Source organism: Corynebacterium durum (assembly GCF_030408675.1).
GTDB classification, from domain to species: Bacteria; Actinomycetota; Actinomycetes; order Mycobacteriales; family Mycobacteriaceae; genus Corynebacterium; species Corynebacterium durum.
In genome coordinates this window covers 2,432,492-2,447,338 of the sequence record NZ_CP047200.1, presented here as the reverse complement: position 1 = coordinate 2,447,338, position 14,847 = coordinate 2,432,492, and the positions used below count along the sequence as shown (strand labels likewise).

Annotated in this window: 15 protein-coding genes; 9 read left to right on the top strand and 6 right to left on the bottom strand. The window is 55.1% G+C overall.

Annotated features, from left to right (window positions below):
• Positions 1 to 16: 16 nt before the first annotated feature.
• Positions 17 to 361, bottom strand: a complete 345-nt coding sequence (locus CDUR_RS11395; RefSeq protein ID WP_179418298.1) for a 2Fe-2S iron-sulfur cluster-binding protein — start codon at positions 359 to 361, stop codon at positions 17 to 19.
• Between the two features lie 186 nt (positions 362 to 547).
• Between CDUR_RS11395 and CDUR_RS11390 the strand changes: the two genes are divergently transcribed.
• Positions 548 to 1,477 (top strand): NAD(P)/FAD-dependent oxidoreductase, encoded by a 930-nt coding sequence (locus tag CDUR_RS11390; protein WP_179418297.1) that lies wholly within the window; start codon positions 548 to 550, stop codon positions 1,475 to 1,477.
• Positions 1,478 to 2,591: 1,114 nt separating this feature from the next.
• On the opposite strand, the gene CDUR_RS11385 is transcribed toward CDUR_RS11390, so the two are convergent.
• From CDUR_RS11385 to CDUR_RS11370, 4 genes are read right to left on the bottom strand one after another with little or no spacing between them, the layout of a single operon-like run.
• Positions 2,592 to 3,047 (bottom strand): nuclear transport factor 2 family protein, encoded by a 456-nt coding sequence (locus CDUR_RS11385; RefSeq protein ID WP_179418295.1) that lies wholly within the window; start codon positions 3,045 to 3,047, stop codon positions 2,592 to 2,594.
• Between the two features lie 5 nt (positions 3,048 to 3,052).
• Complete coding sequence (locus tag CDUR_RS11380) at positions 3,053 to 3,685, bottom strand: esterase/lipase family protein (protein WP_179418294.1); 633 nt, start codon at positions 3,683 to 3,685, stop codon at positions 3,053 to 3,055.
• A complete protein-coding gene (locus tag CDUR_RS11375; protein ID WP_179418293.1) occupies positions 3,682 to 4,440 on the bottom strand; it encodes an esterase/lipase family protein in 759 nt (252 codons plus the stop codon). Before CDUR_RS11375 ends, CDUR_RS11380 begins: the two co-directional genes overlap by 4 nt.
• 9 nt (positions 4,441 to 4,449) lie before the next feature.
• Positions 4,450 to 4,875, bottom strand: coding sequence for an HIT family protein (locus tag CDUR_RS11370; RefSeq protein WP_179418292.1), 426 nt, complete (start codon positions 4,873 to 4,875; stop codon positions 4,450 to 4,452).
• Between the two features lie 640 nt (positions 4,876 to 5,515).
• Between CDUR_RS11370 and purD the strand changes: the two genes are divergently transcribed.
• Together purD and CDUR_RS11360 are read left to right on the top strand one after the other, a co-directional pair.
• Entirely contained in the window at positions 5,516 to 6,778 is a 1,263-nt protein-coding gene (gene purD, locus CDUR_RS11365; RefSeq protein ID WP_179418291.1) for a phosphoribosylamine--glycine ligase, read from the top strand.
• 2 nt (positions 6,779 to 6,780) lie between these two features.
• Positions 6,781 to 7,938 carry a pyridoxal phosphate-dependent aminotransferase gene (locus CDUR_RS11360; RefSeq protein ID WP_179418290.1) on the top strand — a complete coding sequence of 386 codons (1,158 nt, stop codon included), beginning with the start codon at positions 6,781 to 6,783 and terminating at the stop codon, positions 7,936 to 7,938.
• Positions 7,939 to 8,097: 159 nt separating this feature from the next.
• On the opposite strand, the gene CDUR_RS11355 is transcribed toward CDUR_RS11360, so the two are convergent.
• Complete coding sequence (locus tag CDUR_RS11355; RefSeq protein WP_179418289.1) at positions 8,098 to 8,703, bottom strand: TetR/AcrR family transcriptional regulator; 606 nt, start codon at positions 8,701 to 8,703, stop codon at positions 8,098 to 8,100.
• 98 nt (positions 8,704 to 8,801) lie between these two features.
• Between CDUR_RS11355 and CDUR_RS11350 the strand changes: the two genes are divergently transcribed.
• The 6 genes from CDUR_RS11350 to CDUR_RS11325 all read left to right on the top strand — a co-directional run bounded on the left by CDUR_RS11350 (position 8,802) and on the right by CDUR_RS11325 (position 14,832).
• The gene (locus tag CDUR_RS11350) at positions 8,802 to 9,218 is read left to right on the top strand and encodes a hypothetical protein (RefSeq protein WP_179418288.1); all 417 of its coding nucleotides are present in this window, start codon (positions 8,802 to 8,804) and stop codon (positions 9,216 to 9,218) included.
• Positions 9,219 to 9,232: 14 nt separating this feature from the next.
• On the top strand, positions 9,233 to 10,672 hold the full coding sequence (gene purB, locus CDUR_RS11345; RefSeq protein ID WP_179418287.1) for an adenylosuccinate lyase: 1,440 nt from the start codon (positions 9,233 to 9,235) through the stop codon (positions 10,670 to 10,672).
• Between the two features lie 124 nt (positions 10,673 to 10,796).
• A complete protein-coding gene (locus CDUR_RS11340; protein ID WP_006062431.1) occupies positions 10,797 to 11,690 on the top strand; it encodes a phosphoribosylaminoimidazolesuccinocarboxamide synthase in 894 nt (297 codons plus the stop codon).
• 127 nt (positions 11,691 to 11,817) lie between these two features.
• Positions 11,818 to 12,990: an ABC transporter substrate-binding protein gene (locus CDUR_RS11335; RefSeq protein WP_179419130.1), complete on the top strand. Its 1,173-nt coding sequence runs from the start codon at positions 11,818 to 11,820 to the stop codon at positions 12,988 to 12,990.
• Positions 12,971 to 14,059: a FecCD family ABC transporter permease gene (locus CDUR_RS11330; RefSeq protein ID WP_390885473.1), complete on the top strand. Its 1,089-nt coding sequence runs from the start codon at positions 12,971 to 12,973 to the stop codon at positions 14,057 to 14,059. The genes CDUR_RS11335 and CDUR_RS11330 overlap by 20 nt, the downstream gene beginning before the upstream one ends.
• On the top strand, positions 14,056 to 14,832 hold the full coding sequence (locus CDUR_RS11325; RefSeq protein WP_179418286.1) for an ABC transporter ATP-binding protein: 777 nt from the start codon (positions 14,056 to 14,058) through the stop codon (positions 14,830 to 14,832). Before CDUR_RS11330 ends, CDUR_RS11325 begins: the two co-directional genes overlap by 4 nt.
• Positions 14,833 to 14,847 lie beyond the last annotated feature (15 nt).

The window sequence follows — 14,847 nt, the reverse complement described above, 5'->3', positions numbered from 1 at the left end:
TGGTGGGTGGGGCTGGCTAGAACCAGTACGAAATCTTGTACGGCCCCTCCTCGTCGCGGATAGTTTGGCAGGCTAGGCGCTGATCATCCTCAATGTCGTAGGTGCTGAGCACCTGGTTAGCCAGCATGTGCGTCTCCCCGCCCTCGACCGTGCACTGGCAGGCACCACACTCGCCCATATGGCAGGAATACGGAGCATCCACCCCGGCGTCAAGGAGTGCGTCAAGCAGCACTTTGTCTTTCGGCCAGGCAAAATAATGAGTCTCGTCCTCAATGTCTACTGTGTGGTGTGCGGGATCGGGGTTGGTTGTGGTGTTGTTGGTGTCTGTGCGAACGGTATCGTTGTCGGCGGGGTCGCTCATAGGTCCAAATGTAGGACAAGGTAAGGGTGTTGTGCCAGGTATGCTAGCTTGTCGCCGTTCAATCTTCGACCTATTGCGGTGTGGCGCATCGTGAAATACGGAGAACAATCTAAGCTTTATGAGCGAGGGCTACTCATATGATGAAAAAGTCTTATTCATAGGCTCTAATGCGGTTAGGTGATGTATATGAGATATGATGCACTTATTATTGGTGGCGGATATTGTGGATTGAGTGCAGGGATTACCCTGGCGCGTGCCAATAGAAAAGTTGTTATAGTGGATTCGCAAAATCCTAGAAATGTTGTCAGTAAACATGCTCATGGAATTCTGGGAATGGATAATGTTCCACCTGCTGAAATATTAGCGAAGGGGACCGAGGAATATTTAAGTTTTGGCGGTCTACTCCTGCATGAATTAGTTAGCCAGTTATCAAAAGGGGCTGATGGTGATTGGCTTGCAACTTTGTCGAATGAAGCTCATATAAAGGCTAGAAGTTGTCTTGTTGCTACGGGATTATCCGATAAATTGCCAGATATTGCAGGTTTGGAAAAACTTTGGGGAAAAACAGTATTTCATTGCCCTTATTGTCACGGGTTTGAGCTTAATGGGAAAAGGATTGCTGTTATTGGTGGCGCCAATAGAAATTTTTCTTTGCATCAGGCTTTCCTTCTTAAGTTATGGTCAGATGAAATTGACCTAATTGTTAATGGAATGTATCTATCAAAAGAAGAACGGGCTAGGCTGATCTCTTGGGGAGTCTGTGTTGTGGATGATCTTGTGATTGGCATGGAATCTGCTGACGATATAGAGAAGGGTTCTGTTAGCCTCCAGTGTATAGAAACAAAAAGTAGGCAGTATGGCTCCGTTTTTGTGGGACCAGTATTTTCTCCAAATGATTTTCTATTGAGGGAAGCTGGATGTCTCATTGAAAATTCATGGGTGAAAACTGAAATTGATGGAAAGACTAGTGAGGAGGGATTATGGGCAGGTGGAAACTGCGTGAGTTCTCCAGATCAGATACCTAACGCCATGTCTGCTGGTGTGAACTCTGCAATCAGTATGAATCACTATCTTCTTTATAACGATGTTGATCTTGCAGAGAGTCGTGTGACTTAAAATATTATAGCGAGTGCGGATATTTAATACGGTGTGAGTAGGAAGTGTCGTACTTGTTTATAACTTTAGCAACGCCTGTTTCATTTGCAGAATAGCTGTATTGGGATACAACTGTAGGTAAAGGTTCGAGGAGCGCAGTTCCCAGTGTATTGCCGATTTTATTGTTGATTTCTGCAATTACGACAGCTGCGCCAGCGCGAGACTTGGGTACAGCGCTGGCGCAGTATTTGTAACCAGGCTGAAAGAAATGCAAAGCCCAATTCCAGCTACAATGGTAAACGCGACATAGAATTAGTGCTGTCTTAGCGCCAATTTTCTCCACCAAGAGCGAAGTAGAGCACTTCTCTGACATCGTCTATAAGATTCATCCAGCGGGACTCTGTGCAGTAGTTTAAGCGGGTTTTGGGCGGGGTTTTTCGCGGGTCTTCTAGGCTGGGCGTAAGGAAAATGTGTCCTTGATTCTGGAAGAAAACGCCTCTATATTTGAGTGTATATAGCTTGTTTTGCTTTCAATTTTCTATAGCTTGCTTATAGGTTGTGTCATCAGCTTGGTCGCATGTGGTCTAGCGTGTATGGGTCGTTTTGTGTTGGTGATGGTTTCACTATGGCGACAACGTCATACCTATGGCACAAGGTTCACCCCATTGACGCTGGGGGATGGGGTCTGGACACAGTCTTTTTATTGTGAACTTGATCTTAAGGGGGTGTTTTTACTTGTAATGCTAATGAAAATTTCTCGTTCTAAGATCAGATAGAATTAAATTTATTGTTGGTGAAATTCGTTCATGTAGGTGGAATTTTAATGGGTTAATTTTCTGTAGGGTGTGGGAAAGCTAAGTCAAGATTTGCTTTTCCTGCTTGCAGCTTTTGACGGTTAATGGCATACTCGGCGGTGTATTCACATTTTGGCAGGAAAGGAGTAGGAAATGAGCCAACGCAAAATTGCTATTTTGTCAATATGTGCAGCATGGTTCGCTGTCCTGTGTGTCATCTTGCTGGGATTTATTATCGGCAAACATCTGGTGGTGCTTATCATTTTTAGTGCCATCAGCGCGTTTTTTGTTACCCTGACGTGGACTATAAGGCTCAGAGATTCGTCGGTGTCGTGAGCGGATTACTCATTCATTGGTGGTTCTAGTGCTTCAACGCAACCAGACTCAGCAACCACCCGAAGCGCCTGTTCAAGAAGTTGGGTGTCTTCCATGGTTTCTATCCGTGTGATTCGTCCCCACCTCAACTTCATGAATTGGAATGCGGTGTTGCTGTACAACTCCCCATTAGGCAGGTCGCCGCTCACTAAAGACCTAACTGCAACGCGCATATTCCACGGACACCCGCTGATCACAACCTCTTGAACGTCGAATCGAATACCAGGTAGTAGCCGGAAAACTCGCTCCCACCACAGCCTCATAGCGTCCTTGGAGGTTCTGCGTCCTCCCAATGCATGTGTCCCATGGAAGACATAGACAAATGGGTCGGCAAGGGTGTCAAGCATTGGCTGGACGTTGCCCTGGTTAATCTCACGGAATGTGCGTTTAATTTTTCTCTGCACGATCGTTGCATACAGCATCCCTTTCACACCTCCATATCCAGCGCCTTTATTACTGGCCCGGCGAGTTCTGGCATGCGGGAGTGTGGCACGCCGTCGATAGTGATCAGGTGTCCAAGCGTGGCGTTGTCGGGGCGGACGATGCGGTCGGCAGTGGAGATGATGGAGGCAACCTCCACCCCGTCAGGGATGGTTGCCTCGTGGAAGCCTTTGCCGCGAAGATAGGGCGCCGCAGGCCCGCCGATGGCAGCGGCAATAGGATCGAGCCACGCAGGATAGTTGACGTTGATGCCTTTGAAAGACGCCCCGAGGCCGACGATGCGCCGTATGCGCGGCTGGAATTCGGGGAGGTGGGCGAGTTGTAGGCCGAGCAGTCCGCCTTGGGAGTGCCCAACAATGTCGAAGCGTTCGCTGGGTATGGTGCGTGCGAAGTCGGCGATCTGGTTCAGTGAGTCGTCGAGCCGGTCTGTGCCGCGGTGCCCGAATTCGAACCCGAGGGCAGGGGTGCCGCGTTGTTGGAGGGCGCGTGCGGTGGGGCCGAAGTTGCCGGGCGAGCCTAAGTATCCGTGGAGCAGGAGCACCGGGACGTCGTCACGCGTGACAGGAAGGGGAGCGGGAAGGGTGCCTCTGCGCGGGAGGTAGAGGACGAGGGGTTTCATTGCAGTGGCCTTAGTTGTTCGATGGTGGAAATGACGAGTTCGCGGACGCGGCGGTCGCGGGGCATGTCTTCGTGGAAGATCACGGCGAGGGGGTAGTAGTCCTGGATCCAACTGTTGTCCACGCCGGGGCCGTCGAGGAAGCCGGACTCGGCGGGGGAGACGGTGGTGTCTGTGCGAGTGGCCAGGCAGGTGTATCCGGGGCCGGGCACGGTGTCGCCGTCCGCGTTGAGGTCGGTGAGGAAGTCGCTGCCGACGATTTGTTGCATGCCTGCCGGCCCGAAGTAGTTGTTGATCATGCGGATCATGAAGTCGGCGCTGCGTTCCGAATTGACCAGCACGTTGAGCATGCCGCCGAGGCTGGTGCCGTGATGCGGGCTGGACAGGCTGATCAAGTGCTTGACTTTCGATGCCCCTCCCAGCCGTTTGATCAGGTACCGTGCGAGTACCCCACCCTGGCTGTGCCCGACAATAATCACCTTCTCCGCGCCGGTAGCGTGGAGGACTTGGTTGATGTAGGCGAGTATTTGCTCGGCGGAGTCTTCGATGGGGTTGGTGGCTCGGTTGCCGTAAGTAGGAATAAACACCGCCCACCCAAGCTCGCGCAGTTCACGCGCCAGTTCCATGTAATCCCCCGTGCTTGCCGACGTCCCGTGCACGAGCACCACGGGCCACGGCCGCTGTGCGCTTGGGGCTGCGCGCCAGTCGTCTTCCACCCACCCTCGGGTTGGAACGCGTGCCCCAAGCGGCTTGCTCATTCTTCCTTCTTAATAGGCGTACCCCGCTTCGTTGGTGTCCATGATCGCGCGCAGTTTTTCAGCGGCTTCATCCATCAGGGCGGGGTCGGTTTCGTCGGCTTTGATGACTTTAGAGAAATCATAGTCGGCCATGGTGTTGGTCGGGAAGACGTGGATATGGGCGTGTGGCACATCGAACCCTGCGATGACGTATCCGGCGCGTTCGGCGTCGAATGCTTCCATGACTGCACGTCCGATACTTTGTGCGACTTCGTTGACTTCGCACCACACGTTAGGGGCCAGATCGGTCCACTTGTCCACTTCCTCAACGGGCACGATGAGGGTGTGTCCATAGGCGAGTGGTTCGATGGTTAGGAATGCGGCGACAGTGTCGTCGCGGTAAATGAAGCGCCCAGGGAGCTCTCCATTGATGATTTTGGTAAATACGCTGCTCATACAATTAAATCTAGTCCCTTGATGGGGAAAAAGCGTAACTGTCACCCAAAAGTAGCGAAAGTGCAACCGAAGTGTTATCGCGTTGTTATAGGATCGTGATTTATATGTCTGATGAGTTATCTTTCTGAGCGTTTCTAGCTCTTGTATGTTATCCAAAACAATACTATTTTCGCAGGTCTTCGGCATTTTCGGGCGTGTTTCTGGAGTTAATTAATGTTGCCTTGAGTGGTTATTGTGACTTATGTGATTTACTTATGTAGAGTTATTCTGTGGGGTCTATGGGGTATTTGTAAACTAAAGTGAATTATAAAGAGATAGCAATAGTGCTGCCACGGTGGTGACTGCTACAGGTGCCGTGTGCAACTTTCGGACGCGATTATGATCGAATCGTTCATTTTGAATGGCTAAAATAAGGAGCAAAAATAGGGTGTTAGTAGCATGAATGATCAATTAAGTCTCAACAGGCTAGATCGCTTTTATGTTCGACCGATAATGGGTGACATTTCGGGTATCAAACACCCACCGCACGCCTCCGTGCTGGGCGCTTAACGCCAGACGCTCCACCCCACCGCGCATCCCAACCTTCACCTACAATATCCGCTCTCGTGCTCCCACTAGCCCATCACATAAACTGGCAGCCATGCGCATTCTTGTTATCGGCTCGGGCGCCCGTGAACACGCCCTGCTCCTTGGACTCTCACAGGACCCTGCTGTGTCAGATCTCCATGTTGTTCCCGGCAATGCGGGTATGGCTGACCTCGCCACCCTGCATAAGGGTACTGTCACTGACCCAGCCGAGATGACACAGCTCGCAACCTCATTAAATGTAGACCTGGTTGTGATCGGCCCTGAGATTCCCCTTGTAGCGGGCGTGGCCGATGCGTTGCGTGAGAAGGGTATCAAGGTCTTTGGACCTGACAAGGATGCCGCCCGCATTGAGGGGTCTAAGGCGTTTGCCAAGGATGTAATGGCAGCCGCCGGTGTGAAAACAGCCCACGCCGAGGCGCTTGCCCCCGGTGCCTCCAATGACGACATTGAGGCCGCCCTCAATCGTTTTGGCCCGATCTGGGTGGTCAAGGATGATGGTCTCGCCGGAGGTAAGGGCGTGGTGGTCACGCCGGATCGCGATGCCGCTCGCGCCCACATTGATGCTGTTCACGCTGCCGGTAATCCGGTGTTGCTGGAAACGTTCCTGGATGGTCCTGAGGTGTCGCTGTTCTGCCTGGTAGATGGGGAAACGGTGGTGCCGTTGCTTCCCGCACAGGACCATAAGCGCGTGGGTAACAATGACGAAGGCCCGAATACAGGCGGCATGGGTGCCTACACGCCACTGCCGTGGCTTCCCAAGGATGGGGTGCAACGCATTGTTGATGAGGTATGCGTTCCTGTTGCCAAAGAAATGGTTGCCCGCGGCTGTTCTTACTCGGGTCTGCTGTACGCCGGATTGGCCTGGGGCCAGGACGGCCCGGCTGTGGTGGAGTTCAATTGTCGTTTCGGCGACCCAGAGACCCAGGCGGTGCTCGCGCTGCTGAAAACCCCGCTCGGCCAGCTGTTGGCGTCTGTTGCGGAGGGCACGTTGGCTGAGCAGCCGCCTTTGGAATGGAAGGATGGTTACGCACTGACGGTGGTGTTGGCCGCGCAGAATTACCCCGATTCCCCCCGCACTGGCGATGTGATCACGGGTGCCGAGAACCCCGCAGTCCTCCATGCCGGTACCGCACGCAACGCCAACGGTGAATTGGTATCGGCAGGCGGCCGTGTGCTCAATGTTATTGGTACTGGCCCCACGCTGACCGACGCCCGCGATGCCGCCTACGCTGTCCTCAACACCATCTCTCTCGACGGCAGTCACTATCGCTCCGACATCGCTCTGTCCGCTGTCGAAGGTCGAATCTCGGTATAACCATGAACGCGCAACCCAGCCAGCGTAGCCACGTCGACCCCTTCCGGGTGATGCAGATCCTCGGCCAAACCGACGAAAATTCCCTGGTGCTGTGCGTCGGCCAGCCCTCCTCCGGTGCCCCTACCCCCGTTATCCGCCGGGTGCAGCAGGCGCTTATCGACGCCCCGTTGGGTTACACCCCCACGCTGGGCACCGACGAGCTGCGTGCCACCATCGCGGACTGGCACAGTGCCGCCTATGGCGTGACTACTCGGCCCGAGAACGTGGTGATCACCACCGGCTCCTCCGGCGGTTTCGTGGCGCTGTTCTTGGCGGCGCTTGATCATGGGGACACCATCGCTATGTCACGGCCTGGCTACCCCGCCTATCGCAACACCCTTCAAGCACTCGGCGCACAGATTGTGGACCTACCCTGCGGACCCGATACTCGTTTCCAGCCCACAGCCCGCATGCTTGCCGAGCTGGACACGGTACCCAAGGCGGTGATCGTCACCAGCCCCGACAATCCTTCCGGCACCATCATCGACCCCGATGAACTCCGTGCTATCGCTGAGTGGTGTGACGCCAACGGCTGCCTGCTCATTTCCGATGAAATCTACCACGGCATCACCTACGGCAGAACCTGTGCCACCGCGAGGTCCTACTCCGACCAGGCTGTTGTTGTGGGTTCACTCTCCAAGTTCTTCTGCATGACAGGGTGGCGGCTGGGTTGGCTCATTGTCCCTGATTACCTTGTCGAGCCCCTGGAAAACCTGCAGGCTAACCTGGCGCTGTGCCCGCCAGCGGTTTCCCAGGTGGGGGCGGTCGAGGCGTTTACGGAGGAATCCCGCCGGGAACTCGCGCAGCGTGTGGAACACTACGCGGCTGCCCGTGATGTGCTGCTAGAAAAACTGCCCTTCACCAGGTTCGCCCCACCCGACGGTGGCTTCTATCTATACATCGACATTTCCGAGTACACCGACGACTCAGAACAGTGGTGTCGCGACCTGCTCCGGGAAACCGGCGTGGCCGTCGCGCCGGGTGTAGATTTTGATCCCATTGATGGGCACCGTTACATACGCATCAGTTTTTGCGTGGATGTGGATGTGATTGAGCAAGCGTGTCAGCGCATCACCGAATTTTGCGCGAGCCCGTTGAGGCGCTATCGAGATCGGACATAGCATGAGGTCGCGCGCCTGTGGCTGCGTGTGCGGGCAGTGATGCTGCCGCTGCGATGCTTGTTTGTGTGGCGTTGCCAAAACTCTCAAATAACTTTTGAATGCAAAACTATATGAGAGTGTTGGTAGCGATTGATGGCACCCCAAAAATGCAACAAAGGACTAGGTAGCGCGGCGACCACTCGGCTCATCGCCGAGTTTTGCAATCGCGGCGGCGCTGGTCGCCGCTGCGGCATCGAGCCATGTGGGGATGTCAGAACCAATATGGGGACGCACCAGCCCGTAGGGGCACTGCCGGGTGGCCAGCGTCAGGAGATCAAGGTGATGGTTGGAGGGCGTGTCAAAACGCCGGATCGCCAGCTCTGAGAGTGCTTGGGTGGCGGAGTCGTTGATGTGCGCGACGTCGCTACGCAAATTATCCGGGCCATCATTGGCGAGCCTGGTTTGGCGAAACAGTGTCATCGCAAGCGCGTCCTGTGGGTTGTCGCGGCAAAACGTCACCACGTGCACCGCTGCCGATTGGATGGCGGTGTCCGGGTCGGGGAGGGTATAGGCGGTGATCAGACCAACATGAAAACGCTTAATTGAGCGGATCCAGAGCGTAGCTAGCAGCTCCTCACGTGAAGCAAAGCGATGATAAATCGATCCGGTTGGTCCACCGATTTCCTGAGCAATGTCAGACATGGTGAGATTCTTCCCGCGTAACGCGAGAGTACGGGCGGTGCCGTCTAAAATATCATCGGAACTAAAACGCACTGGTCTAGCCATGCTTTCATATCATAGTTACGCTTGGAAACATGACATTTAGAACTAAAAATTTAAAAAATGTCGCCGCATGGCTGTGTTTAGCCTGCGTCCTGCCTTCAATGATCTGGCGCATTGCAATGATTAGTGGCGTGAACACGGGTTTTGCGTTCGCAGACATGTATCAAGACGGCCCAAATCTCCGTTATGTGCTCACTTTGGAAGCGCTGCAATTAATTGGTGGCCTACTCAGTATGGGGTTAACCATTGATTGGACAATGTGGCTTCCACGGTGGGTTCCACTCACTCTGGGGGCACTCGGAAACGCTGTTTTGTACCTGATTCTGGGGCCACTCCTCGTCCGTTTTTCTGCTTCTTGGCTTGGGCTGAGTGATAATCCCACCCCCGTTGACGGCATGAGTGGGCTACACCTGTTCTGGCTTATCATCGCTTACGTACCGCTGTTCTTCTGGCCGGTGTGCTTGAGCGTGGCGCTCTATACCTATTACAAGCGCGCCGGGAACCCCACCCGCACCTAAAATGCCATGCGATAATGGGCGACGTGGCTGAAAAGAAGAAAATCGCAAACGTACTGTCCAATCGCTATGCCTCGGCGGAATTGACGGAACTGTGGAGTCCTGAGGCGAAAATCATCATGGAGCGCCAGTTGTGGATTGCCGTGATGAAAGCCCAAAAGGATCTCGGGGTGGATATTCCTGTGGAGGCAATCGCTGCCTACGAGAACGTGATCAACCACGTGGATCTGGCGTCTATCGCGGAGCGGGAGCGGGTGACCCGCCATGATGTGAAAGCCCGCATCGAGGAGTTCAACGCCCTGGCTGGCTATGAGCATATTCACAAGGGTATGACCAGCCGCGATCTCACAGAGAATGTGGAGCAGCTGCAGGTATGCCGGTCGCTGGAGTTGGTGCGCGATAAGGCCGTGGCTGTGGTGGCGCGAATTGGGGCGCGCGCGGGGGAGTACCAGTCCTTGGTGATGGCGGGCAGGTCTCATAACGTGGCAGCGCAGGCCACGACGCTGGGCAAACGTTTCGCGTCCGCCGCTGATGAGATGTTGGTGGCCATCGAACGTGTGGAGGAGCTGCTGCGCAGGTACCCGCTGCGCGGGATTAAAGGCCCGATGGGTACGGCCCAGGACATGCTGGACTTGATGGGGGGCGATGAAAACAAGCTGGCCTCGTTAGAGACACGTGTGGCTGATCATCTTGGTTTCCGTCGCGTGTTTGACTCGGTGGGGCAGGTGTATCCGCGGTCGTTGGATTTTGATGTGGTTTCTGCGCTGGTGGAGTTGGGCGCGGGGCCGTCGTCACTGGCCACGACGATTCGTCTGATGGCGGGCAATGAGGTTGTCACGGAGGGCTTCAAAGAGGGGCAGGTGGGTTCGTCGGCCATGCCGCACAAGATGAATGCTCGCTCGTGTGAGCGCGTGGGTGGTATGCAGATTCTGCTGCGCGGTTACCTCACGATGGTCGCTGATCTTGCTGGTCAGCAGTGGAATGAGGGTGATGTGTTTTGTTCGGTGGTGCGTCGTGTGGCGCTGCCGGACGCGTTTTTCACCATTGACGGCATGTGCGAGACGTTCCTGACGGTGCTAGATGAGTTCGGTGCGTTCCCGGCAATGATCGAGCGTGAATTGGAGCGCTACCTGCCATTTTTGGCCACAACCAGGATTTTGATGGCGGCGGTGCGCGCCGGTGTGGGCAGGGAAACTGCACACGAGGCCATTAAGGAGAATGCTGTTGCGGTGGCGTTGAATATGCGGGAAAACGGCGCGGAGCAGGATTTGATTCAACGCCTGGCTGACGATGACCGTATTCCACTCACTCTGGAGCAGCTGCAGGATGCACTGGCGGACCGTAGCGTCTTCATCGGTGCTGCGGAAAGCCAGGTGGCGCGGGTACTTGCTCGCGTGAACGATGTTGTGTCCCGCCATCCAGAGGCCGCTGCCTACAAGCCCGGCGAGATCCTTTAACGACGCTTTTCGACATCCCGCTACCCTCATTTGTGCCCATCTTTGGCATGTTTAAAGGTGGGCTTTGGCACATCGCAAGGTGTCGCATGGCATTGGGTACTACACGGGGCTAAAGTGTTTACTCATGCGTCCTGAATTGTCCTCGTACAACCACCTCGCAGCAGGTAAGGTTCGCGAGATTTACGAGATCGACGACGACAACCTTCTTATGGTTGTTTCTGATCGAATTTCTGCATATGACCACGTCCTTGACACGGAGATCCCGGATAAGGGGCGCGTGCTCACCGCGATGACCGTCTTCTTTTTCGCTAACATCGACTTCCCCAATCACCTCGCCGGTCCGGTAGACGATCCGCGCATCCCCGAAGAGGTTCTTGGTCGGGCGCTTGTGTGTAAAAAACTAGACATGATCCCCTTTGAGTGCGTGGCGCGTGGTTACCTCACCGGCTCGGGGCTTGCCGAGTATCAGGAAACCGGAACCGTCTGTGGCATTCCGCTACCGGCGGGGCTGCGTGAATCGTCGAAACTGCCCGAGCCTATTTTCACTCCCGCGACGAAAGCGGAGTTGGGTGACCATGATGAAAACGTGCCGTTTGAAGCGGTCGTCGAAAAGCTGGGTGAGGCGCGGGCGAATGAACTGCGCGAGGCCACGCTGAGTATTTATAAGCAGGCAGCGGCCCTTGCGGAAGAACATGGGCTGATCTTGGCTGACACAAAGCTGGAGTTCGGTATCGATGCGGATGGCAAGCTTGTGCTGGCCGATGAAGTGCTCACGCCTGATTCCTCACGCTACTGGCCCAGCAGCGACTATGTGGAGGGGAAGACGCAGCCGAGCTTTGATAAGCAGTATGTGCGCAACTGGCTGAACTGTCCTAAAGCCGGATGGGATCGTAATGGCATGGCGCCTCCGCCGAGTCTTCCTGGTTCAGTGGTAGAGGCAACTCGCGAGCGTTACATTGAGGCGTACGAGCGTATTTCCGGTAAGAAATTCACCACGTGGATAGGGTCCTGCGCTTAGGTGAACTAAGAAAACTGACATATCCCTTAGGCCAGGCTTGCCTAAAATATATGGCTGCATCTAAGCTTCATTCTCAGATGTGAAGTGCATCATTGAGAGGAGCCTTAAGGTGAAAAGTTACACAAAGATGGTGGCGGGTGTCGTCGTTGCTGCCTGCACCATCTTCGTTAGCGCATGCGGCGGGGGAACAACGTCGAACGGCGAAGGTGGCAGCAGCGCAAGCGGTAACGCCGCCAACAATGCGGCGTTAACGGTCACGGATGTGCAAGGTCGTGAAGTAAGCTTTGATAAGCAGCCGGAACGCATCATCCTGGCAGAAGGACGCGGGGTATTCGCAACCTCAATTCTGGACAAAGACAAGCCTTTCGACAAAGTCGTTGCCAGAGGCTCCGACCTGAAAACAGCCGCACCGTCCTTCTACGAGGAATTGGAAAAAGCTGTCCCAGAGACAAAAGACATCCCCGAAATCGGCAATATGGCTAAGGGGGACGTGACTGTAGAAAATCTTCTGTCCTACAACCCGGACGTTGTGGTTATGACTGCCGACCACTATAAAGCCTCTGAAACCAACGGTATGCTCACCAAAATGGACGATGCCGGGATTAAGTACGTAGTCACCGACTTCCGTCAGCATCCGCTCACCAACACCACCAAGTCCATTGAGCTGTTGGGAAAGATCTTTGATAAGGAAGACAAGGCGGAAGCCTTCAACAAGGACTGGACCGATACAGTAGATCGCGTCAAACAAACCGCAGCGAAAGCTGACAAGAAGCCCAAGACGTTCCTCTGGCGCGCTGCCGGCTGGAATGACTGCTGTGCCACAGTCAAAGAAAGCAACCTTGGCGAGCTGGTCAACGTGGCTGGTGGCGACAATATGGGCGACCATATCCTCGACTCAGAATCCGGCGACATCACCCCCGAAAAAGTCATTGCTGAGCAGCCTGAGAAGATCATTGCCACCGGTGGATCGTGGGTAGTCAAGCCGGACAAAAACATCCAGGTCCCCTACGTGACTCTTGGATACAAGGCCAATGAAGAGCAGGCCAAGCAAACCCTTGAGGGGCTCACCGCAACGCCAGGTTTCGACCAGCTGGACGCGCCCAAGAATAAGGAAATGTACGGTGTGTGGCACCAGTTCTATGACTCCCCGTTCAACTTCCTTGCACTGGAGCAATTCGGTGTGTGGTTGCAGCCTGATCTGTTCAAAGACGTGGACGTGACCAAGCACTACCAAGAAGCGCACGAAAAGTACCTTCCGTTCCCCAATTCTGGAGTGCTCTTTGTCAGCCAAAACGGCTAATCCGGTGGAAACGCACACTCCACATGTTACGGCGGACACCCTTGTCGCTGATCACCGCGCTCTGGTGTTCCGCCGCTTGTTGATTATTGCGGTGCTGATCTTCTGCGCGCTTGTCGCTTTTATCGTCAGCACCGTTGTCGGGCCAGTTAACATCAGCGTTGGTGACGTCATCGTTGGTATTTTCCGGCCCGAGACCTTGGACCGGCAATCGCACACCGTGATCTGGAAGCTCCGTCTTCCCATGTCCGTCATGGCGCTGCTCGTGGGCATGGCGTTGAGCGTGGCTGGGGCGCAGATGCAGACGATTCTGGGCAACCCCCTTGCCGAACCATTCACGCTGGGTATTTCGGCGGCGGCAGCGTTTGGCGGGGCGTCGTCAATCGTCTTCGGCCTGATTTTCCTTCCCAACGCGCAGCTCAATATCGCACTGATCGCCTGGTTCGCGGCCATGACTGCCTCGCTGGTGATTGTCCTTGCGTCGTTGTTTCGCGGAGCGAGCGCCGAAACGATGATTCTGCTCGGCATCGGGCTCGTCTTCCTGTTCCAAGCATTGCTCGCGCTGATTCAATACAAGGCATCAACTGAGGCACTACAGCAGATTGTCTTTTGGATTCTCGGGTCCCTCACCCGTGCAACCTGGATTGGAAACGGCATCCTTGCAGTCGTGCTGGTCTGCTGTCTCCCCATCTTCATGGGGCTATCCTGGCAGCTCACGGCGCTAAGGCTTGGCGACGCCCGCGCACGCGCCATGGGCGTTAACGTCACCCGCCTCCGGGTCATTGTGCTCATTGTTGTGTCTCTACTGGCCGCAACATCCGTTGCTTTCAGTGGCATCATCGGATTTGTGGGGCTTGTGGGTCCGCATGTGGCACGCATGCTCGTTGGGGAAGACCAACGCTACTTCATCCCAGCGTCCCTTGCATCCGGTGCGCTCATGATGTCTACCGCGCATGCAGTCAGCCTCATCATCACACCGGGATTGGCCATACCCATCGGGATTGTCACCTCCCTTGTTGGTGTTCCATTCTTCATATTCATCATCATGACCAGGAAGCGAGCACTCTGGTGAAACCCGTCGTTGTTACAGTCTCCGACCTCGACGTGGGGTATGGGAGGGGAGAATCCATCCTCACCAACTTCACCCCAAAGCCCTTCACCGGCGGACACGTCATCGGTCTACTCGGACCCAATGCCTGCGGTAAGTCGACCTTCATCACCACCCTCGCTGGGGTTAACAAACCACGCGCGGGAACCATCGCCGCGGACATTGATGGGCAGGAATACACAGGACGGAAACTGCGTGATCACATTGGTTACGTCCCCCAGGATCTACCCGTCGCTGCAGCACTCACTGCCTTTGAGACGGTGCTCATCGCCGCGCGTCGGGCGCGTAATGTGCACACCGTGTCAGAAAAACCGGCAGCCATGGCGGCTCGCACTATGGAGGCGCTGCAGATAGGGCACCTAGCGCACTCGTACCTCGGGGAGCTATCCGGCGGGCAACGCCAACTCGTGGCGGTGGCCCAGATGATGGTGGTGGAGCCTCATGTGATGTTGCTTGATGAGCCTACGTCCGCACTGGACTTGCATCACCAGCTTTTCCTGCTGGAAACCATTCGAAACCGTGCCGAAAGCACTGGAGCCGTTGCCCTCGTGGCTATCCACGACATCAATCTTGCCGCGCGATTCTGCTCTGAACTCATGGTGATGAAGCGCGGCGGCATTGTCGCCCAGGGGTCGCCGAAGGACGTGCTGGACGCGGACCTTATCCATGAGGTCTATAAAGTACACGCCGACATTCTGGACCATGATGGAGTTCCAGTGGTGTCGGCGGTGGAATAATCGATGAGACCAGGG

Bases quoted from the DNA above. Each gene is read 5' to 3' on its own strand.
- CDUR_RS11390 (WP_179418297.1), top strand. From the start codon at position 548: ATGAGATATGATGCACTTATTATTGGTGGCGGATATTGTGGATTGAGT.
- CDUR_RS11340 (WP_006062431.1), top strand. From the start codon at position 10,797: ATGCGTCCTGAATTGTCCTCGTACAACCACCTCGCAGCAGGTAAGGTT.
- CDUR_RS11335 (WP_179419130.1), top strand. From the start codon at position 11,818: ATGGTGGCGGGTGTCGTCGTTGCTGCCTGCACCATCTTCGTTAGCGCA.
- purB (WP_179418287.1), top strand. From the start codon at position 9,233: ATGGGCGACGTGGCTGAAAAGAAGAAAATCGCAAACGTACTGTCCAAT.
- purD (WP_179418291.1), top strand. From the start codon at position 5,516: ATGCGCATTCTTGTTATCGGCTCGGGCGCCCGTGAACACGCCCTGCTC.
- CDUR_RS11375 (WP_179418293.1), bottom strand. From the start codon at position 4,440: ATGAGCAAGCCGCTTGGGGCACGCGTTCCAACCCGAGGGTGGGTGGAA.
- CDUR_RS11385 (WP_179418295.1), bottom strand. From the start codon at position 3,047: ATGCTGTATGCAACGATCGTGCAGAGAAAAATTAAACGCACATTCCGT.
- CDUR_RS11360 (WP_179418290.1), top strand. From the start codon at position 6,781: ATGAACGCGCAACCCAGCCAGCGTAGCCACGTCGACCCCTTCCGGGTG.
- CDUR_RS11350 (WP_179418288.1), top strand. From the start codon at position 8,802: ATGATCTGGCGCATTGCAATGATTAGTGGCGTGAACACGGGTTTTGCG.
- CDUR_RS11370 (WP_179418292.1), bottom strand. From the start codon at position 4,875: ATGAGCAGCGTATTTACCAAAATCATCAATGGAGAGCTCCCTGGGCGC.
- CDUR_RS11355 (WP_179418289.1), bottom strand. From the start codon at position 8,703: ATGGCTAGACCAGTGCGTTTTAGTTCCGATGATATTTTAGACGGCACC.
- CDUR_RS11395 (WP_179418298.1), bottom strand. From the start codon at position 361: ATGAGCGACCCCGCCGACAACGATACCGTTCGCACAGACACCAACAAC.
- CDUR_RS11380 (WP_179418294.1), bottom strand. From the start codon at position 3,685: ATGAAACCCCTCGTCCTCTACCTCCCGCGCAGAGGCACCCTTCCCGCT.